The sequence below is a fragment of the Curvibacter sp. GW821-FHT09D12 genome, from assembly GCF_059416245.1.
On the sequence record NZ_JBWKOU010000001.1, the window covers coordinates 220,935 to 241,032 of the forward strand.

Sequence of the window (20,098 nt, forward strand, 5' to 3'; positions counted from 1 at the left end):
TCGCCGCGCCGGGCCGCCCCAAGCAAGGCCAGCCCCCTTGGGGGGCAGCGACACACGCAGTGAGGAGCGTGGGGGTCAGAGCCGCCGCGCCGGGCCGCCCCAAGCAAGGCCAGCCCCCTTGGGGGGCAGCGACACACGCAGTGAGGAGCGTGGGGGTCACTTGTACACAGGGAAGCGGGCGGTCAAGGCATTGACCTTGGCGCGCACCGCGGCGATGTTGGCTTCGTCGCGCGGGTTGTCCAGCACATCGGCCACCAGGTTGGCGGTGATGCGGGCTTCTTCGTCCTTGAAGCCGCGGGTGGTCATGGCGGGGGTACCGACACGGATACCGCTGGTGACCATCGGCTTTTCCGGGTCGTTCGGGATCGCGTTCTTGTTGATGGTCATGTGGGCGGCGCCCAGCACGGCCTCGGCTTCCTTGCCAGTGATGCCCTTGGCGCGCAGGTCGACCAGCATCACGTGGCTTTGGGTGCCGCCGCTGACGATGCGCAGACCACGCTGGGTCAGGGTTTCAGCCACAACGCGGGCGTTGGTGATCACCTGTTGCTGATAGGCCTTGAATTCAGGTTGCAGCGCTTCCTTGAAAGCCACGGCCTTGGCAGCGATCACGTGCATCAGCGGGCCGCCTTGCAGACCGGGGAAGATGGCGCTGTTGATGGCTTTTTCATGCTCGGCCTTCATCAGGATGATGCCGCCACGCGGGCCACGCAGGCTCTTGTGGGTGGTGGAGGTGACCACGTCAGCGTGCGGTACCGGGTTGGGGTAGACGCCTGCGGCGATCAGGCCGGCGTAGTGGGCCATGTCGACCATGAAGATGGCGCCGACGTCCTTGGCCACCTTGGCGAAACGGGCGAAATCGATGTGCAGGCTGTAGGCAGAGGCCCCTGCCACGATCAGTTTGGGCTTGTGCTCATGGGCCTTGCGCTCCATGGCGTCGTAGTCGATGGCTTCATTGGCGTCCAGGCCATAAGAGACCACGTTGAACCACTTGCCAGACATGTTCAGCGGCATGCCATGGGTCAGGTGGCCGCCTTCGGCCAGGCTCATGCCCATGATGGTGTCGCCGGGCTTCAGGAAAGCCAGAAAGACCGCTTCGTTGGCCGACGCGCCGCAGTGGGGCTGCACGTTGGCGGCATCGGCGCCGAAGATCTGCTTCACGCGGTCGATCGCCAGTTGTTCGGCCACGTCCACGTGCTCGCAGCCACCGTAATAGCGGCGGCCGGGGTAGCCTTCGGCGTACTTGTTGGTGAGTTGGGAGCCCTGCGCCCACATGACGGCGGGTGAGGCGTAGTTTTCGCTGGCGATCAGCTCGATGTGGTGCTCTTGGCGAGCGTTCTCAGCCTGGATGGCAGCAAAGATTTCGGGATCGGTTTGCTCGACGAGGATGTTGCGGTTGTACATGGCAGTCCTTAAAGACGTGGTCCCTGTTGCTCGGAAGAGAAGAACAAGGGCTGCCCAGGCGAACGGCTGATCGCTCGGGCCAAGGCCCTGGAGCGGCACGCTTCCCAGTGGTAACCCCACGTCAGCGGCAGGGCCCCAGCAGGAGCCTGCGCCTATCGCCAGTCGCGTACCCGGCTAGTGTAACTGATGCGGCCCAAGGCCTGCATGCCAGCCCCCAGTGACCGTGCTCACTTCAGAGGGCTTTCAGGATTGGCTCAGCAGAGCCACCTTTTCGCTGTTGGCTGGGGCCGCTGCGGCTCGGGCGGGCGCCGGAGGCACTGGCACCACCACGGGGGGCAGGATGGGCACGTTGCGGCCGGCAGCCACTTGTTGAAGGCGGCTGTGTTCAGCCAGCACTTTGGCGGTGTAGCCACCATCGTCTTCGACGTTGGCCGCGCCCACGTAGAAGCGCAGTCCACCTTCGATGGAGCCCGCCTTGGCGATGCAGTCCTGCAGGACCTTGACGCCAACGCGAAGGTTGGCCACGGGGTCGAAGGCCGCCAGATGGCCGCCAAAACCCTGGTACTTGTCGCTGTGCACCTGGGTCATCACCTGCATCAGGCCCTGGGCTCCGACGGCGCTCTGAGCGAACGGATTGAAGCTTGACTCGATCGCCATGATGGCGAGGATCAGCGTCGGGTCCAGGCTGTTGCGCTTGCCCACATCCCAGGCTTCAGCCACGAGGGCGCTCACGGGCTCGGGGGCCACACGGTACTTGCGGCTCAGCCAATAAGCCACGGCCGCCTGCGACTTGGGCAGGGCCCGTGGGTCGGTGGCGGTCGCACGTTCACGGGCGTCGCGTTCGTTTTGAAGCCCGGTGAGGGCTTCCTGACGGGACTGCAACCAGCCCATCAATTCTTCTTCGCCAGCCTGACGCAGGTCAGGGCGGGCAGTCAGGGTGATCACAGCAAAGGCAACAGCCAAGCCCAGCAGGGCAAAACCGTTGTGTGTGATCTCAAAAAAACCTTCGGCGATATCAGATGCGAAAGTTCGCAAGCCTCGGGCGATTTGACCTAACGCTGTCATAGCTCTTCCTTTCTACGCGTGGGGTGGTTCACAGCGGCACGGGCTGCGCAAGCAGCGGTGTGTGCCGTGAAACCAACCCTCGTTTGGATTGGTACGCCATCAAGTTCACCGGGGCACCCAAGGGGGTTGCAAAGGGGTGAACTGACTTAGCCGGGGTCGGCAGCGGGTTCGGGTTGTCCCTTGTTTTTGGGGACGGGCGGATTCTAGAAGCATTGCAAATAACAAGTCAACAGTATTGAATCGATTTGTTATATTTAAAATGGTATTAAAAATGGGGTATAGAGGTCCGGATCTGGACGTTCATACAGTCGTTAAAAAACTCAATCGAAGTTCATCTTCTGATTGGAAATCGCTTCTTGAATCGGCTCTTGTCCGAACTATCCTGAAAAGGCCTGAGCGTTTCAGGCGACCGTCGGCAAGTGACAGTCCACGCCCTGCGTATGACGGGGTGGCGATGACGAAGCGAACCCGGCAAACCCTGAAGGCAATCTCTTGCCTTCCCTGCAAGCCGGGACTGTTCTCTCCCGCTTGCATGTCTGACGGCAAAAGGCCCTTTAGCCAGCCGTCAAGCCCGGCAGATCGAGTGTTCGGTCTGTCGGGCTTTCTTATTCCGGATGCTGGGGCCTCCAGAGAGGCTTTCGTGAAATTTCACGCAATGCTTCGCTCCCGGCCGCAGCACAATGCTGCCCATGAATCTGGCGTCTTTGAGCAAGAACCCGTGGCTGCGACGGGGTGTGGTGGGTGCAGCAGGCATTCTGTTGGTCTGGGTCTTGGCTTGGGCCCTGGTGCCGCCGCTGCTGCGGCATTTGATCGCATCGCGAGCGAGCGAGGCTTTGGGGCGTCAGGTGAGCGTGGGCGAGGTGGATTTCCGCCCCTGGAGCCTGGAGCTCACGCTGCGCGATCTGGTGGTCCGCACGCTGGACGGCGATGCCGAGCAAGTGGCCGTGGAGCGTCTCTATATAGATGCTGAGCTTCAGTCCCTGGTGAGGCTGGCACCGGTACTGGATGCCCTGGTGATCGAGCGGCCCCATCTGCTGCTGACTCACACCCAGCCCGGGCACTACGACGTCGACGATTTGATCGCCCTGGCCAGCAAGCCATCGGACCCGGCGGCAGCGCCGCTGCGCTTTGCGCTGCAGAACCTGAGCCTGGTGGATGGTGCGATCGATTTTCGCGATACCGTGGCTGGTCAGGACCACCATCTGACGGCGTTGCAGTTGGGCCTGCCTTTTCTGAGCAACTTCGACTCGGGCCGTTCGGTGCTGGTGCAGCCGCACCTGGCATTTCAGCTGAACGGGACGGCATTTGAATGGTCTGCTCAAGCCACGCCCTTTGCAGACAACCGCCGTGCAGAGGTGCTGGCCCGGATGGCGCCGCTGGATCTGGCCCCTTTTCTGCCCTATTGGCCCAAGGCCTTGCCTGTGCGCCTGGCGTCGGGGCAGGTCGAGGCCGATCTGAAGCTGGTGTTCGAGCAGGTGCCTGAGCAAAAGCTGGTGCTGTCTGGCACGCTGGGTGCCCAGCATGTGCGCGTGAACGATGCTTCGGGCGGCACCTTGCTGGCCTTCCCCTCACTGTCGGTGGACCTGGCCGCACTGCAGCCATTGCAGCGTTCCGTGCATGTGCGTGCGGTGCGATGGGATGGCCCGACTCTGGATCTGCGCCGAGACGCAGCAGGGCAGTTCGCCTGGTCGGCGGCATCGGCGCCCTCTGCCGCAGTGCCTGGCAAGGCGGTTGGGGCACCTGCCGAGGCTGGTTCGGCAGAGCGTGGCTGGCATGTGCAGGTGGACCGCATTGAACTGCAGCATGCCCGGCTGGGCTGGCGGGATGAGGGGGTTCAGCCTGCGGCCGTGCTGTCGGCCTCTGATGTGGGGCTGCAGGTCGAGGCCTTGCATTGGCCCATGCAGGCACCAGCCCGTTTTCAAGGCAGTCTGGTGCTGGCAGGCCCCACCGAGGGAGCGGACCAGGGCGCCGACAAGGTGAGTGGCAAAAGCCGACCGGGCGTCGCTGTACCAGGCCCGGCTGGCGCCCGCCTGCGCTTCGAAGGGCAGGGCACTGACCGGGCCGCGTCCGTGGCCTTGCGGGTTGAGGGCTTGCCGCTGGCGGCGGCCGCACCCTACCTGACGCCCTACCTGAATCCGACGCTGCAAGGGCGGCTCAGCCTGGTGGGTGGGGTCGGCTGGCGCGCCCCCGATCTGGCGGTTCAACTGAGCAGCCTGACGGTGGATGCCCTGCGCTTGAGGCAGGGCGAACAGGAGTTGGCCGGGTGGGATCAACTGAGCCTCAGCGATGCCCGTATCGATCTGGGGCAGCACACGGCCAGTGCGGAGCTGCTGTCCCTCAGCGGGCCTCGGACGGCCGTGTCTCGCGATGCGCAGGGGCATTGGATGTATGAGTCTTGGTTCAAGGCCCAGAGTCCGGGCGCCTCGACGAAAGAGTTGAGACCGGGTGCTGTCGCAGACAAGGGGCATGTGCCGTCCGTCCAACCGCCCGCCTGGCAATGGCGTCTGGGGCAGTTGGCCTTGCGCGAAGGCAGCCTGGCCTGGCGCGATGCGACGGCTGTGGTGACCAGAAAGCCTGGAGGGGTGGCGTTGGATGCCGCGGGTCTGCAGTTGCTGGCTGGCCCATGGAGTGGCGGCCCGAACGGACTGGGCACTGAGCCGGTGGAGCTTCAATTGGCGGCCCGTCTGGGGGCGCCGGCGCGTGATGGGGGGGGCGCCACCGAGCCGGGTCGCCTGGATTACCGCGGCCGGGTCAAGTTGGTGCCGTTTTCCACCCAGGGGCGACTGGAGTTGACGCGACTGCCTCTGCATGCGGTTGAACCTTATTTTGGCGATGTGCTGAACCTGGAGTTGCCGCGGGCCGACGCCAGCTTTCGGGGGGGGCTGGAGGTGACCGTGGCCGCTGCCGGCGCCACTGTGCGGGTCAAGGGCGACGGTGCGTTGGAGGATGTGCGGGCCAACAGTGTGTTGGCCCAGGTGGGGACCGACGCCGGTCCGCCCACCAGCGACGAGCTGCTGAGCTGGAAGGCCCTCAGCCTGCGGGGCATCGACCTGGCTCTGCAGCCAGGCCTGCCGCTCACGCTGGGGATTGCCGAAACCGCTTTGAGCGACTTCTATGCCCGAGTGGTGATCAACGACCAGGGGCGCATCAATTTGCAGAATCTGGTGCGCAACAGCACACCTGAGCCCGGCCTGGCCAAGGAGGCGGCTGCAGCCAAGCCGCCGCAGACACCGCAAGCACCGGCTCAAGCCGTCGCCACCAAGCCCGTGATCCGCATGGGGCCGATCAGCCTGCTCAATGGACGCGTCCTGTTCTCCGATCGCTTTGTGCGGCCCAACTACTCGGCCAGCCTCAGCGAGTTGACCGGGCGCCTGGGGGCCTTCTCGTCGGTGCCCGAGGCCGCGAACGCCAGCCTGGCGGGCCTGGCCGATCTGGAACTGCGCGGGCGTGCCGAGGGCACGGCCTCGCTCGAGGTCTCGGGCAAGCTCAATCCGTTGGCCACCCCCCTGGCGCTGGACATCCAGGGCAAGGTGCGCGAGCTGGACCTGCCACCGCTATCGCCCTACACCATCAAGTACGCAGGCCATGGCATCGAGCGCGGCAAACTCAGCGTGAACGTGGCCTACAAGGTTGATCCGGACGGGCACCTCAATGCAAGCAACAACATCATCCTGAATCAGCTCAGCTTCGGCGAGCAAGTCGAAGGGGCTCCAGCCTCGCTGCCGGTGAAGCTGGCCGTGGCCTTGCTGGCCGATCGGGATGGGGTGATCGACATCAATCTGCCCATCAGTGGCTCGCTCAACGATCCGGATTTCCGCCTGGCACCCATCGTGGGGCGCCTTCTGTTGAACCTGGTGGCCAAGGCGCTTACCTCGCCGTTCAGCCTGCTGGCCAACGCGTTTGGAGGCGGCCACTCCGAGAGCAACGAAATCGCCTTTGCCCCGGGCGCTTCGGGCCTGACACCAGAAGCCCGGCAACGGCTGGACAAGGTCGCCCAGGCCTTGCTGGACCGCCCGGCGCTCAAGCTCACCGTGGTCGGGCAGGTCAATGTCCAACAGGAGCGAGAGGGCTATCGCCATCAGCAATTGGCGCAGATGATGCTGGCCGAAAAGCGGCGACAGGCGGTGCTTGCGGGCCACAAGGGGACTGAGGTCGAGGCGGTCACCGAGGCAGAGCAATCCGCTTTGCTCAAGGCCGTGTACCAGCGTGCCGACTTGCCCAAACCGCGCAATCTGCTGGGCTTGGCCAAGGATTTGCCGGCCTCCGAGATGGCGTCGCTGTTGCTGGCCAGCGTGCCCGTCACGGACGATCTGTTGCAAGCCCTGGCGGTGGAGCGGGGGGTGGTGGTTCGTGACTACTTGCTGGGTCGCGCGGTGCCGGTGAGCCGCTTGTTTCTCGGCGCGGCCAAGACCTTGCGCAACGAAGGCACCTGGACTCCCTCGGCTGAACTGCTGTTGGACACCCGCTGAAGGGGGCTGCCAGGCCGCCTTTCAGCCCTTTTGATCGGCGGCTCGGGGCCTGGTTTGGCGCCCCTCAGCAACACTGTTGACATCTTTCACCCGGCCGGTTTGGAGGGGCTTGTCCAATTCCGGCGAAAATAGCGTTTTGATTCCGTGCCGCAAATGTCTGCGTCACGGCGTCGTGCCCGCCTGATCAGGCGGCGCGCCGTGTTTACCGATCTACAAAATGTTCAGTTTTTCTTCCCGCAACAAAATGTCCGAAGCTCCTGAAGTGAACCCGGCTCCGGCCAAAGCCCAAGAAGTCCACCCTCTGGACGCGCTCACGGGCGGTGCCTTTTCTGCCCCCACCTCGGGTGAGCGCTCCTCGCGCATTCGCGAGTGGCTGGCGGGCAATCCGGCCGAAAGCCAATTGCAGGAGGTGTTCAAGGAACTCAGCGTGCGTGACAAGGGCGCAGCCCGTCCCGTGCGTGAGCGCCTGGACGAGCTCAAGCGCGCCAAGGGTCAGGAAGTGATCGCCGCCGAGTGGGCCGAGAAGGCTCAGGCCCTGCTGTCGGCATCGCGACTGAACATTGCAGACGCCATGGCCTGGCAGCGCGATGCGGCCAAGGCTGGCGCCCCGCTCAGCCGCGAACCGCTGTCGGTGCTCAAGGTGCAACTGGCCGATCGCGTCAAGGTGATCGAAGACCTGCAGCACCGCGTTCAGGTACAGCGCGAGGCCGCCGTGCTGCTGGCGCAACGCATCGAAGTGCTGTCCACCAAGCCCTGGCGCGATGCCCATGCGGTGCTCGAAGGCTTGCGCGGCGACGTGCAGGCCTGGCAGGACCAGGCACAAGGCCTCACCGGCGATGGCGCCTGGGCCAGCGTTGATGCCCGCTTTCCGCCCATGCTGGACGCTTCCCGTGCTCAGTTGCTGGTGGTTTGGGAGGCTTTCCAGGTCGCCATTGCCCAGGCGCTGGCCGCCTCGGAAGATGCCGCGGCACCTCTGCCCACCGTGCCCGTCTGGGCCGATGAACTGCGTGTGGCCCGTGGGCTGCCCACCGAAGCTTCCGAAGCCGCTGCCGCCAGTGCTGCAGCAGCCAAGCCGCCCCGTGCTGCCCGTCCGGCCGTGCCCCCCGAATTGCGCAACAAGGCCTCGAACATTGTTCGCCAGGCCCTGGAACGCCTCGAGAAGGAAACCGCCGAAGGTCATGGCAAGGGCAGCGCTGGTGCGGCCTCCGCGCTTCGTGCTGTGCTCAAGGACCATGGCAAGCTGATCGATGCTGCTCTTGAGCACCAGGTGCACACCGCACTGGTGGCGGCCGGTGAACTCGAAGGCTGGCAGCGCTGGAGCGCCGACCAGGTGCGTGAAGCCCTGGTGGTCCGCGCCGAGGCCCTGTTGAACCGCCCTGAAGGCCAGACCCTGGGGGGTCGCAAGATGCAGGAAACCCTGCGCGCCCTGCGCGATCAGTGGAAGCAGACCGACCAGGGTGGTGCGCCGAACCACGCACTTTGGAAGCGTTTTGACGAGGCCTGCAACGAGGCCCACAAGGTGGTCGAAGCCTGGCTCGAAAAGATCAAGACCGATGCGGCCGAACACAAGGCCCAGCGACTGGCGCTGATCGAAGAGCTCAAGGCCTGGGCATCGGCCCATGCTGCCAGCACCGACTGGAAAGCCATCAACCGCGCGCTGTACCAGTTCAGTGACCGCTGGCGCGATGCCGGGCACCTGGGTGAAAAGGCTTTTGCCGAAATCCAGCCCCTCTGGAAGGAGGCCATCTCGGCCGCCGCTGCCCCGCTGGAAGCGGCCCAGAAAGCCAGCCTGGCTGTGCGCCACGCCATGATCGAAGAGGCCAAGGCCCTGGGCGCTGCCGCCTCTCTGCGCGTGGACGCTGTCAAGGCCCTGCAACAGCGCTGGCAGGCCGAGGCCCAAGCCGTGCCGCTGGATCGCAAGCACGAACAAAAGCTGTGGGATACCTTCCGCAAGCCGATCGACGAAGCCTTCAACCGCAAGAGCGCCGAACGCGAAAAGGCCTCGGCGGCCTTGAGCGAACGTGACAAGGTGGTGCTGGACGCGGCCAAGGCGCTGGAAGCCGCCAACGCCAGTGGCGACGCACAGAAGATCCGTGCTGCCATGGCGGCGCTGGACGCTGCCTTGCGTGGCCAGGCCCAGGCCCAGCAGGCCGTGGCGGCCGCTGTCGCAGCTGAGGGTGCCGAGGTGGCGTCCGCTGCTGAGGCGCCTGTTGCCGAGGCCGGTGAGGCCACTGACGCCACCGAAGGGGCTGCCGAGCCGGCCCAGGCTGCAGCCGAAGAGGCTCCGAAGCCCGCCCCGGCCCCGCGCAAGGTGGTGGCTGTGCGAGGCGATGACCGCCCTGGCATGAAGAAGGCTGAGCCCGCACCGGCTGGCCGTCCGGGCCGTCCGGGTGAGCGCCGCGATGGCGGGGCCGGGCGTGATGGCGCCCGTGGCCCGCGTGATGATGGCCGTGGCGGTCCCCGTTTTGACCGCGGTGACCGCGGCGACCGTGCGCCCCGCGAAGACCGTGGTCCGCGCCTGGGTGATACGGCATTCCGCGCCCAGCGTGAGGCGCTGGAGCACGCCCAACTGGCGCTGCGCAAGTTGGCCGCCCAGGCCCATGGCGAGGCCCTCACCCAGTTGCTGGGCGCCTGGGAGCAGCGCGATCCGGCGCAACTGCCGGGCACCCAGGAGTTGGGTGGGCGGGTCAGCCCGGCCGTGCGTGGCGCCTGGAGCCAGGCGCTTGGTGCCACCCCCAAGGGCGACGCCTCTACTGCCTTGCTGCGCCTGGAGATGGCGGCTGAGGTGCCGACGCCGGCCGAGCACATCAATGCGCGACGCACGCTGCAATTGCAGCTGTTGACCCGCCGCAACGATCCGTCGCCGCAACAGACCTGGGGCCAGGATGCGGCCACGGTGCTGGCCTCGCCCAGCGATCCGGCCACGGCACGTCGCTTGCAGAACGCTCTCAAGGCCTTGCTGCGCTGATGGCGCGGGCTTGGGACGGCGATCATGTCTGACTCGGGTTCGACCGTGGTCCCGCCCGAGTTGACGCCGCCTGCCGGCCTCTGCATCCGGGTGTTTCATCCGGCTGATGAGCCGGCGGCCGTGGCCTTGTGGGGCGCCTGTGGTCTGCTCAGGCCCTGGAACGATCCCCACAAGGACATCGCACGCAAGTTGGCAGAGCAGCCCGAGCTGTTTCTGGTGGCCGTTCTGCCAGCCGCTCAGTTGGGTGACACCGAGCGGCTGATTGGCACGGTGATGGCGGGCTATGACGGCCACCGGGGCTGGGTGTACTACCTGGCGGTTGATCCGGCCTGGCAGCACCATGGCCTGGGCCGTTTGTTGATGCAGCGGGTGGAGGCTGATCTGCTGGCCCGTGGATGTCCCAAGATCAACCTGATGGTGCGTGCCGAGAACACCGCGGTGCTTGATTTCTATGCGCGCCTGGGCTTCAGCGCTGACGCGTCGGTCAGCCTGGGCAAGCGCCTGATCCCTGACGCCTGAGGTTGAAGCCGGCTTGCCTGACCGGGCTCAGGCGGCGGCTGGCAGCAGTGCTGCCAGGCCCCCTTCGGGTTCAAAGCGCTTGTTGCGGAAGGTGAGTCGGGTCGGGCCTTGCCACAGCGGCTCGGACCGGCTGTGCCGGGGGTCCCCCGGGTAGCAGATCACTCGAAGCCCGTCCTGGTCAAAGGGTTCGGGCTCGATCAGAGCGGGGGCTCGCTGTCGGGCGCTGGCCAGCGCCTCGTCGGCCTGTTCAAAGCGCGCCAGTTGACTCAGGGTCATGATCTGCGGCGGCGCCAGATCCATGTCGTGGTTCCAGTAGCGCTGCAAGGCCTCGGCGGGGCGGATCCACAGCGCCTCGGTGGCTTCGTGGTTGTCATGGGCGGCAACCTGGCCGGGGGGCGCCTTGGTCACAAAAAATCGGGTGTCAAAGCGTTTGTTTGTCACCGAGGGTACCTTGGGGGTGATCCAGCGCGACCAGGGCTGCAAGGCGCGAGTGGGTAAAACCCAATCCATGGCTTCGAACAGGCTCAGCAGGGGCTGGCCCGCATGGAGCCGGTCCAGCCCCTGCTTCAGTGCTTCGCCCTGGGCGGGTTCACCCAGCAGCAGATCGCATTCTTCAAAGGTTTCCCGCAGGGCCGCCACATACAGGCCCAGTGCGGTGCTGGGGGTCAGCTCAGGTTCATTGAGGGTATGTGGCAGCGTGTCAATCGGCTGATCGCAGGCCAGTGCGAGGGCTTGCTCATCGGCGGGATCCAGCTTTCCGCCTGGAAAGACATGGGCATTGCCCAAGACCGCGGAGCGGCTGTGGCGCCGCAGCAAGAGCAGCTCCAGGCCCGCAGGAGCGTCGCGCAGCACGATCACGGAGGAGGAGGGGCTGGGAGCGCCCAGCACGGCTTCTGAATTGATTTCGATGACCATGACTGGCATTGTCGCGGTCATGAGCGGCTGTGTGTGACGCCTGGGTGTCCGGGTTTTCCGCGATGGCCCATGAAAAAAGCCACCCGTGGGTGGCTTTTCAAACAGCGGCTGAAGCAGCTTAGACGCGCTTGCGGTATTCGCCGGTGCGGGTGTCGATTTCGATGCGGTCGCCTTGCGAGACGAACAGCGGCACCGGGATCTCGAAGCCGGTGGAGATCTTGGCGGGCTTCAAGACCTTGCCGGAGGTGTCGCCCTTGACCGCTGGTTCGGTCCAGGTGATTTCGCGTTCAATGCTGGTGGGCAGTTCGACCGAGATGGCCTTGCCTTCGTAGAACACCACTTCAACAGCCATGCCGTCTTCGAGGTAGTTCAAGGCGTCGCCCATGTTTTCGGCTTCAACTTCGTACTGGTTGTATTCGCTGTCCATGCAGACATACATGGGGTCGGCGAAGTACGAGTAGGTGCAATCCTTCTTGTCCAGAATGATCTGGTCCATCTTGTCGTCGGCCTTGAACACGACTTCGGTACCGAAGTTGGCGATCAGGCTCTTGAGCTTCATGCGCACGGTGGCCGAGTTGCGGCCGCCGCGGCTGTATTCGGTCTTCAGCACGACCATCGGGTCCTTGCCGTGCATGATCACGTTGCCGGCGCGGATTTCTTGAGCAATTTTCATAAAAATGTAGGGCCCTGCGGGCCTGTTGGGCTTGAATCGGGGTTTCCTGGCGCGCCGCTGTCATTCTTTGCTGTTTCCAGTGGATCCAACAAAGACCAGGCGGCACTGGCCGGGGAACTGCGCACCAGCAGGCTTTGAGCTGAAACGCCCGTGCTGCGCAAAACCTCGGATTTTATCGTTTTTCTGTGCAAAAACGAAGAAGCTGCGTGACCAGATCGCTTTGGACCAGCAGTTTGGCGCGAGCCGCCTGCACGCAGGCTTGCCATTCGGGCAGTTCGATCCGGGGCAGCGCTGCGTTGCTCAGCCCATTCCACACCTGGTGGAATTGCCGCAGCGTGGGGGGTGCATCCAGCCAGTCGAGGAAGGCGTCCAGCTTGTCGCGGTGGGCTTCATCGTCTTGGGGGTAGATGTGCCAGACCAGCGCCTGCCCGGCCCACAAGGCGCGCACCAGAGAGTCTTCGCCGCGCACAAAATTCAGGTCGCAGGCCCGCAAGCAGAGGTCGAATTCGGGTTGGGGCACAGCTTCGGGCCAAGCCAGGCGCAGCCGATCGGTCTCTTTTGCGAGCGCGGGGGGCTGGGCTTGCAGGCCTCGCACGGCTGCTGCAGGGCGTCCCGGCATGACCAGCAGGTGCACAGGCTGTCCGCCTTGGCCTTCAGTCCTCCAGCGCTCCAGCAGTGCGGGCAGGGCTGGGGGCTCGTAGCAGAACAGCGAGGCCAGGCAATCCTGGGCTTGAGCGCCCAGGCGTTGGCGTTGGGCCCGCCGCCATTCGGGCGTGGCTTCGTCGGCCACGCCGGGCCCTTGCATCAACCCCCCGGTGGCGGGGGTGAAGCCGGGGTAGAAGAACCATTTGGTCCAGCCCGCAGCGGGGCCATTCATCACCGGAGAGGGCAGGGCATGACAGCGTTCCACCCAGGCCTCGGCCGACAGGTATTCGAGGTTGATCCACACCGGAGGCCGCTCAGGTCGCTGGTCCCGGTGCTGGGCCAGCAGGCCCGCATCGATCTCGCAGCCAAAGGCCTCCACCAGCACATCGGCTGGTTCGAGTGCGGCGAGGCTGCTGGAGGGCAGGGGCTTGAACCAGGGCAGCACGGTGACCCCGGCCTGGCCTTGCGGCGCCATCCAGGTCAGGGCGCTGCCATCGTCGACCCACAATCGCACCTGCTCGCCACGGCGCGCCAGTTCGGCCGACAGGCGCCAGCAGACGCCCAGGTCGCCATGGTTGTCAATGACGGTGCAGAAAATGTCCCAAAGCATGCGTTGAGGACGCAAGGCAGGCTTGCGCGCAAGGTGAAGGTGGGGCGCATTGTCGCCGCTGGCCGCCCGGGTGGAGCCACAATACGCCCCCATGTCTGATGTGCATTCCGAACAACTGCTGTCCGAAGTGGCTGCCTTGCCCGCCTTGCCGGGTGTCTATCGGTATTTTGATGCCGACGGGGGCTTGCTCTATGTGGGCAAGGCGCTCAACCTGAAGCGCCGGGTTTCAAGCTATTTTCAGAAAGACCACGGGGGCACCCGCATCGGTCACATGGTGAGCAAGATCGCCCGCATGGAGACCACGGTGGTGCGCTCTGAAGCTGAGGCCTTGCTGCTGGAAAACAACCTCATCAAGACACAGAACCCGAAGTACAACATCCTGTTCCGGGACGACAAGAGCTACCCCTACCTCAAGCTGGCCAACCATGCCTACCCGCGCATGGCCTATTACCGGGGCGCGGTTGAAAAGAAGCATCGCTACTTTGGCCCCTACCCCAGCGCCTGGGCGGTGAAAGAGACCATTCAGTTGCTGCAGAAGGTGTTTCGACTGCGCACCTGTGAAGACACTGTGTTCAACAACCGCAGCCGCCCCTGCCTGCTCTACCAGATCAAGCGTTGTTCGGGCCCTTGCGTCGACCTGGTGTCGGCTGAGGATTACGCCCGCGACGTGGCCGATGCCGAGCGTTTTCTGCGGGGTGAGGCCCAGGCGGTGATGGGGGAGATGGAGTCGCGCATGATGGCCCACGCCGAACGGCTGGAGTTCGAGCAGGCGGCTGAGATCCGCAATCAGATGAGTGCCTTGTCGCGGGTTTTGCACCAGCAGGCGGTGGACACAGGTTCGGATCAGGACGCTGACATCCTGGCGGTTCGGGTGCAGGGTGGGCGGGCCTGCGTCAATCTGGCCATGGTGCGCGGGGGGCGGCATCTGGGAGATCGGCCGTATTTCCCGGTGCATGTCGAGGATGCTGTCAACCTCGGTCTACTGGACGACACGGACGCACCAGCCGATGCCGATGCCGGGGCCGAGCCAGCGCTGCCGGTGGAGGTCCGTGTGCTGGAGGCGTTCATTGCCCAACATTACCCCGGGGTGCCGGTGCCGCCGTTGCTGGTGACCAGTGTGGCGGTCAACAAGCGCCTGTTGGCCACCTTGTCGGAGCAGACCGGCGTGCGGATCGCCGCTGTGCACAACCCGCGCGAGCAGCGGCGCATCTGGCTGGAGATGGCCCAGACCAATGCCGACCTGCAACTGGCCCGCCTGCTGTCGGAGGAGGGGTCGCAGCAGGCGCGAACCCGTGCGCTGGTGGACGCCTTGGATCTGGAGCCTGAAGACCTGGATGCTTTCCGCGTTGAGTGCTTCGACATCTCGCACACGGCGGGTGAGGCGACCCAGGCCTCCTGTGTGGTGTTCCAACACCACAAGATGCAGAACAGCGAGTACCGGCGCTTCAACATCGAGGGCATCACGGGTGGCGACGACTATGCTGCCATGCGCCAGGTCTTGACGCGCCGCTATGCCAAGGTGGCCGAGGCCTTGCGCGAGGCCGGCGGTGCCGCGCCCGCGCCTGGCCAGGCCCGCCTGCCGGATCTGGTGCTGGTGGATGGTGGCAAGGGCCAGGTGTCGATGGCGCGCGAGGTTTTTGAGGCCTTGGGTTTGAGCCTGTCGGTCATCGTGGGGGTGGAGAAGGGTGAAGGGCGCAAGGTGGGCCTGGAGGAGTTGGTGTTTGCCGACGGCCGAGACAAGGTTTACCTGGGGCGTGATTCGGCGGCCCTGATGCTGGTGGCACAGATCCGGGACGAGGCACACCGCTTTGCCATCACCGGCATGCGGGCCCAGCGGGCCAAGGTGCGGGTGGGGGCCAGCCGGCTGGAGGACATCGCCGGGGTCGGCCCCAAGAAGCGCGCACGCTTGTTGCAGCGCTTTGGCGGGGTGCGTGGCGTAGCCGCCGCCAGCGTGGAGGATCTGTGCACGGTCGAGGGCATCTCGCGCGACCTGGCCGAAGAGATCTACCGGGCTTTGCGCTGATCCCGGTGTCCAAGGCACCGAAATCGGGCGCGACGGCCCGTTGCAGGTGCCTGAAGTGGGGCGCAAGCCACGCTTGATCCCCTCATGGCGTACTCCAGCCGCATTCAAGCCCCAAGCCGGGGCGCAAGCCGTGACACAATCGTGCCCATGTTCTTCACCATTCCCACCATCATGACCTGGACGCGCATCGTCGCGATCCCTTTGATCGTGGGGGTGTTCTATGCGCCCCTGGACCCGGCGACGCGCAACCTGATCGCCACGGTGATGTTCGTGGTGTTTGCGGCCACCGACTGGCTGGACGGGTTTCTGGCCCGCAAGCTCAATCAGACCTCTTCGTTTGGCGCGTTTCTGGATCCGGTGGCCGACAAATTTCTGGTGTGTGCCTCGTTGCTGGTGCTGGTGCATCTGGGGCGGGCCGACGTCTTTGTGGCCTTGATCATCATCGGGCGTGAGATCGCCATTTCGGCCCTGCGTGAGTGGATGGCCCAGATCGGGGCCTCCAAGAGCGTGGCGGTGCACATGATCGGCAAGCTCAAGACCACCGTGCAGATGGTGGCCATCCCATTTCTTCTGTTTGATGGGCCCCTGCTGGGGGTGGACACCGGTGTCTGCGGCACCTGGCTCATCTGGGCAGCCGCGGTGCTGACCGTGTGGTCGATGGTGTACTACCTGCAAAAAGCCCTTCCCGAGATCCGGGCCCGCGTCAAATGAGCGCAGGAGGGCAGGCGAATGGTCGCTGGCTGGCGGCCATGCCGGTGGTGTTCGTGCTGATCTGGAGCACGGGCTTCATCGTGGCCCGTTATGGCATGCCCCATGCCCCTCCACTCTCCTTCCTGTGTGTGCGCTACGCCTTGTCGGTGCTGTGTTTCGGTGTCTGGGTGCTGGTGGCGGGTGTGCCGCTGCCGCGCAGCCGGGCCCAATGGGGGCACTTGGCGGTCACCGGGGTGCTGATGCATGCAGGCTACCTGGGCGGTGTGTGGGCGGCCGTGAAGGCCGGCATGGGCTCCGGGCTGTCTTCTTTGATCGTGGGCTTGCAGCCGGTGCTGACGGCGGCGTGGATGTCCTGGCATGGCAGCCGGGTCAGCCGCTGGCAATGGCTGGGGCTGTTGCTCGGCTTCGGTGGCCTGGTGCTGGTGGTCAGTGCCAAGATGGGGCAGGGCGGTGAGGCCTCCTGGCAGGCCTTGTCCCTGGCCGTGATGGCCTTGTTCAGCATCACGATCGGAACGCTCTACCAGAAGCGCCATGTGACCCCTTGCGACGTGCGCAGTGCCAGTGCCGTGCAGTTGGGGGCCGCCTTGCTGGTCAGCCTGCCACTGGCCTGGCTGGAGCCCGAATCGATCGACTGGACGCCTGAATTGATCGGTGCCGTGGCCTGGTCGGTGCTGGCCTTGTCTTTGGGGGCGAGCTCTTTGCTGTACCTGCTGATCCAGCGTGGTGCGGCCACCCGCGTCACCAGTCTGTTGTACCTCGTGCCCCCGTGCACCGCGGCGCTGGCCTGGTTGCTGTTTGGCGAGCCGATCACCAGTCTGACGCTGGCTGGCACGGCTTTGACTGCGGTCGGCGTCAGCCTGGTAGTCCGCTCGCGGGCTTGAGCGCCGGGTTGATCTTCCAGGGTTCGCCATGGAAGCGGTTGTGCAGAAAGTCGATCAGCAGGCGCACGCGTTTGGGGGTTCTCGCCTGCCAGGGCGCCAGCCAATGGATGTCTGCGTCAGCCATGGCGTGATCCGGCAGCACCCTCACCAGATCGCCGTTTTGCAGGGCGCCGGCGATGTCCCAAAGACTGCGCAGCATGATGCCCCGGCCCGCCAGGCACCAGTCGCGTACCAACTCGCCTGAATTGCTGCTCAGCGCGCCTTTCACGGTGACGCGGTGCAGGGCCTTGCGGCGGCCCTGGCTGGACTGCAGTGTCCAGTGATCGAAGCGCTGCGCCGGGTCGCTGCCGTTTTCACGCACCACCAGACATTGATGCTGTGCCAGGTCGTCGGCGCAAGCGGGTTCGCCGTGGGCTTTCAGGTAGGCGGGTGAGGCCACCAGCACCCGCTGGTTGCGGGCCAGGCGCTTCGACGTCCACTCACCGGCCCGTGGCCCGGGCACATTCCAGAGCCAGATCGCGCCGTCGTAACCCTCCACCGTCAGGTCGGGCAATTGTTCGACCAGGTGCAACTGGACCTGCAGGCGAGGGTAGCGCTGTTGAAACTCGGCCACGGCCGGGCCGACCCAAAGCCGCCCGAACCCGAAGGTGGCGGCCAGACGAATCAGGCCGGTGGGCTCTGACTGGCGCTCGCGCAGTTCGGCTTCGGCCTGCTGAAAGCCGCGCAGCAGCACCTGGGCGTGCTCGCACAGGGCGTCTCCGTCGGCCGTGGGGCTGACCTTTCGGGTGGTGCGTTGGAACAATTGAACCCTGAGTTGGCCTTCCAGGGCCGCCAGGCGTTTGGTGATCACCGGGGGAGTCACATGCAGGGCCCGAGCGGCGGATGACAGGCTGCCGTGCTGGCGGATGGCCAGCACCAGCTCCAGATCGGATCGATCCATTGTTTCCTCTGTGGAAATGATTGCTTGCCGGATTATTGCCTTTTGCCGCGATAGAGTTGAGGCCAATCAAGAAGGCAACCCAACCCATGTTTGACAATTTCTCTACCGACACGGTGCTGCGCGAGGGGCTTGCATTGCGCACCTGGCGTGGCGGTCAGGGGCCGGGATTGCTGCTTTTGCACGGGCACCCGCAAACCCATGTGATGTGGCATCGGGTGGCGGATGCCCTGGCCACCCGCTTCACCGTCGTGCTGATGGATCTGCGTGGCTATGGGGATTCAGGGCGCCCAGGCGCCTCGGCGGGGCATGTGGCGCACAGCAAACGGGAAATGGCGCTGGACGCCCTGGCCGTGATGCAGCACCACGGCTTTGACCGCTTTCAGGTGTTGGCGCACGACCGGGGTGCCCGGGTAGCGCATCGGCTGGCGCTGGACCGCAGTGTGGCGGTGGAGCGCATGATGTTGCTCGACATCGCGCCCACCCTGGCCATGTATGAGGGCACCACAGAAGCCTTTGCTCGCGCCTATTGGCACTGGTTTTTCCTGATTCAGCCCAGCCCCTTGCCCGAGACACTGATTGCCAGCGACCCGGCGGGCTATGTGCGGGGGGTGATGGGCAAGCGGCATGCGGGTCTCGCGGCATTCGATCCGATCGCTTTGGCCGAGTACGAGCGTTGTGCGGGCTTGCCCGGCACCGCGGAGTCGATCTGTGAGGACTACCGGGCCAGCGCCACCGTCGACCTGGCGCACGACCGATTGGATGCAGCGCAAGGGCGTGGCCTGGGCATGCCCTTGCGCGTGTTGTGGGGTGAGCATGGCGCCGTGGCGGCCAGCTTCGCGGTACTGGATCTGTGGCGCGATCGCGCTTCGCAGCTCAGTGGGCGGGCCTTGCCTTGTGGTCACTACATTGCCGAAGAGGCGCCCGACCTGCTGCTGCAGGAAGCATTTGATTTTTTCAGGAGTTGAACCATGAGCAAGAAACGCATTGCAGTCATCGCCGGCGATGGCATCGGCAAAGAGGTCATGCCGGAGGGGGTGCGCGTGATGGACGCGGCGGCCCGCAAGTTCGGCATCGATCTGCATTTTGATCACTTCGATTTTTCGAGCTGGGATTACTGCGAACGGCACGGCAAGATGTTGCCCGACGACTGGAAGGATCAGATCGGTGGGCACGACGCGCTCTACTTTGGTGCCGTGGGCTGGCCCGACAAGATTGCGGACCATGTGTCGCTGTGGGGCTCGCTGCTGCTGTTCCGGCGCGAGTTCGATCAGTACGTGAACCTGCGTCCGGCTCGCTTGATGCCCGGCATCATCGCGCCGGTGGTGCGCCGCGATGGGTCGCCACGCCAACCGGGCGAGATCGACATGTACATCGTGCGTGAGAACACCGAGGGTGAGTACTCCAGCATTGGCGGGCGCATGTACCCGGGGACTGAGCGCGAGATCGTGATGCAGGAGACCGTGATGTCGCGCATCGGTGTAGATCGCGTGCTGAAGTTCGCCTTCGAACTGGCGCAGTCGCGTCCCAAAAAGCACCTCACCAGCGCCACCAAATCCAACGGCATTGCCATCACCATGCCCTACTGGGACGAGCGGGTTGCCGAGATGACCAAGGCCTATCCTGGTGTCAATGTGGACAAGTTCCACATCGACATCCTCACGGCCCACTTTGTGCAGCGCCCCGACTTCTTTGATGTGGTGGTGGCCAGCAATCTGTTTGGCGACATCCTCAGCGACCTGGGGCCGGCCTGCACGGGCACCATCGGCATTGCACCCAGTGCCAACCTCAATCCGGACCGGCGTTTTCCGTCCTTGTTCGAACCTGTGCATGGTTCGGCGCCAGACATTGCAGGCCAGAACATCGCCAACCCGATCGGCCAGATTTGGTGTGGAGCCATGATGCTGGAGTTTCTGGGCCACAAGGACGCACATGACGCGGTGCTCGCGGCCATCGAGAAAGTGCTGGATCCGAAAAGTGGTGCACCGCGCACCCGCGACATCGGTGGCACGGCCAGCACCACGGATGTGGGGCGTGCAATCGCCGAGGTGCTCTGAGGCAAGAGAGCTCTCCAAGGGGCTGGCGCAGGACCTATTTCACGCTGCCAGCCCGAGCCCGCGCAGAGGTGTCGCAAAAACACCGCTGCGAGCGCCAAACACCCCCCGAAAAGAGTCTAGAATCCGCGTCCTTGCTGTTGCGAAACAGCTTGTTGTATTGACACCTTGAAGGTCCATCGCTTTAATCCTTTCAGCAGTTGAAGCTGCGAATGAGCCTCCCGCCC

14 protein-coding genes and 1 riboswitch are annotated in these 20,098 nt (G+C 64.9%); of the genes, 8 read left to right on the forward strand and 6 right to left on the reverse strand.

The genetic code is table 11. From position 1 onward, the window contains the following. Positions 1 to 156 precede the first annotated feature (156 nt). Both glyA and AC07PT_RS01080 read right to left on the reverse strand, forming a co-directional pair. Positions 157 to 1,401: a serine hydroxymethyltransferase gene (gene glyA, locus AC07PT_RS01075; RefSeq protein WP_492345097.1), complete on the reverse strand. Its 1,245-nt coding sequence runs from the start codon at positions 1,399 to 1,401 to the stop codon at positions 157 to 159. Positions 1,402 to 1,446: 45 nt separating this feature from the next. Then, a riboswitch (ZMP/ZTP riboswitch) is annotated at positions 1,447 to 1,577 on the reverse strand. Positions 1,578 to 1,644: 67 nt separating this feature from the next. Continuing rightward, on the reverse strand, positions 1,645 to 2,466 hold the full coding sequence (locus AC07PT_RS01080; protein WP_494655522.1) for a transglycosylase SLT domain-containing protein: 822 nt from the start codon (positions 2,464 to 2,466) through the stop codon (positions 1,645 to 1,647). A gap of 689 nt (positions 2,467 to 3,155) precedes the next feature. On the opposite strand from AC07PT_RS01080, the gene AC07PT_RS01085 reads away from it, so the two are divergent. The 3 genes from AC07PT_RS01085 (at position 3,156) to AC07PT_RS01095 (ending at position 10,422) form a co-directional block, all read left to right on the forward strand. After that, the gene (locus tag AC07PT_RS01085) at positions 3,156 to 6,935 is read left to right on the forward strand and encodes a DUF748 domain-containing protein (RefSeq protein WP_494655523.1); all 3,780 of its coding nucleotides are present in this window, start codon (positions 3,156 to 3,158) and stop codon (positions 6,933 to 6,935) included. Between the two features lie 244 nt (positions 6,936 to 7,179). Then, positions 7,180 to 9,903, forward strand: a complete 2,724-nt coding sequence (locus AC07PT_RS01090) for a DUF349 domain-containing protein (protein ID WP_494655524.1) — start codon at positions 7,180 to 7,182, stop codon at positions 9,901 to 9,903. Positions 9,904 to 9,927: 24 nt separating this feature from the next. Continuing rightward, positions 9,928 to 10,422 (forward strand): GNAT family acetyltransferase, encoded by a 495-nt coding sequence (locus AC07PT_RS01095; protein WP_494655525.1) that lies wholly within the window; start codon positions 9,928 to 9,930, stop codon positions 10,420 to 10,422. A gap of 27 nt (positions 10,423 to 10,449) precedes the next feature. Here AC07PT_RS01095 and AC07PT_RS01100 read toward each other — a convergent pair whose 3' ends face one another. The 3 genes from AC07PT_RS01100 to earP all read right to left on the reverse strand — a co-directional run bounded on the left by AC07PT_RS01100 (position 10,450) and on the right by earP (position 13,265). Beyond that, positions 10,450 to 11,358 carry an NUDIX hydrolase gene (locus AC07PT_RS01100; protein ID WP_494655526.1) on the reverse strand — a complete coding sequence of 303 codons (909 nt, stop codon included), beginning with the start codon at positions 11,356 to 11,358 and terminating at the stop codon, positions 10,450 to 10,452. Between the two features lie 97 nt (positions 11,359 to 11,455). Beyond that, entirely contained in the window at positions 11,456 to 12,010 is a 555-nt protein-coding gene (gene efp, locus AC07PT_RS01105; protein ID WP_492345103.1) for an elongation factor P, read from the reverse strand. A gap of 172 nt (positions 12,011 to 12,182) precedes the next feature. Then, positions 12,183 to 13,265 carry an elongation factor P maturation arginine rhamnosyltransferase EarP gene (gene earP, locus AC07PT_RS01110; RefSeq protein ID WP_494655527.1) on the reverse strand — a complete coding sequence of 361 codons (1,083 nt, stop codon included), beginning with the start codon at positions 13,263 to 13,265 and terminating at the stop codon, positions 12,183 to 12,185. A 91-nt stretch (positions 13,266 to 13,356) separates the two neighbouring features. On the opposite strand from earP, the gene uvrC reads away from it, so the two are divergent. The 3 genes from uvrC to AC07PT_RS01125 all read left to right on the forward strand — a co-directional run bounded on the left by uvrC (position 13,357) and on the right by AC07PT_RS01125 (position 16,880). After that, positions 13,357 to 15,288 (forward strand): excinuclease ABC subunit UvrC, encoded by a 1,932-nt coding sequence (gene uvrC / locus AC07PT_RS01115; protein ID WP_492345105.1) that lies wholly within the window; start codon positions 13,357 to 13,359, stop codon positions 15,286 to 15,288. 147 nt (positions 15,289 to 15,435) lie between these two features. Next, on the forward strand, positions 15,436 to 15,999 hold the full coding sequence (gene pgsA, locus AC07PT_RS01120) for a CDP-diacylglycerol--glycerol-3-phosphate 3-phosphatidyltransferase (RefSeq protein WP_492345106.1): 564 nt from the start codon (positions 15,436 to 15,438) through the stop codon (positions 15,997 to 15,999). Beyond that, positions 15,996 to 16,880 (forward strand): DMT family transporter, encoded by an 885-nt coding sequence (locus AC07PT_RS01125; RefSeq protein WP_492345107.1) that lies wholly within the window; start codon positions 15,996 to 15,998, stop codon positions 16,878 to 16,880. Before pgsA ends, AC07PT_RS01125 begins: the two co-directional genes overlap by 4 nt. Here AC07PT_RS01125 and AC07PT_RS01130 read toward each other — a convergent pair. Next, on the reverse strand, positions 16,852 to 17,820 hold the full coding sequence (locus AC07PT_RS01130; protein WP_492345108.1) for a LysR family transcriptional regulator: 969 nt from the start codon (positions 17,818 to 17,820) through the stop codon (positions 16,852 to 16,854). The two genes, AC07PT_RS01125 and AC07PT_RS01130, sit on opposite strands and share 29 nt — an antisense overlap. 86 nt (positions 17,821 to 17,906) lie before the next feature. On the opposite strand from AC07PT_RS01130, the gene AC07PT_RS01135 reads away from it, so the two are divergent. Together AC07PT_RS01135 and AC07PT_RS01140 are read left to right on the forward strand one after the other, a co-directional pair. Next, positions 17,907 to 18,785, forward strand: coding sequence for an alpha/beta fold hydrolase (locus tag AC07PT_RS01135; protein ID WP_494655528.1), 879 nt, complete (start codon positions 17,907 to 17,909; stop codon positions 18,783 to 18,785). A 3-nt stretch (positions 18,786 to 18,788) separates the two neighbouring features. Further along, positions 18,789 to 19,874 (forward strand): tartrate dehydrogenase, encoded by a 1,086-nt coding sequence (locus tag AC07PT_RS01140; protein ID WP_492345110.1) that lies wholly within the window; start codon positions 18,789 to 18,791, stop codon positions 19,872 to 19,874. Positions 19,875 to 20,098 lie beyond the last annotated feature (224 nt).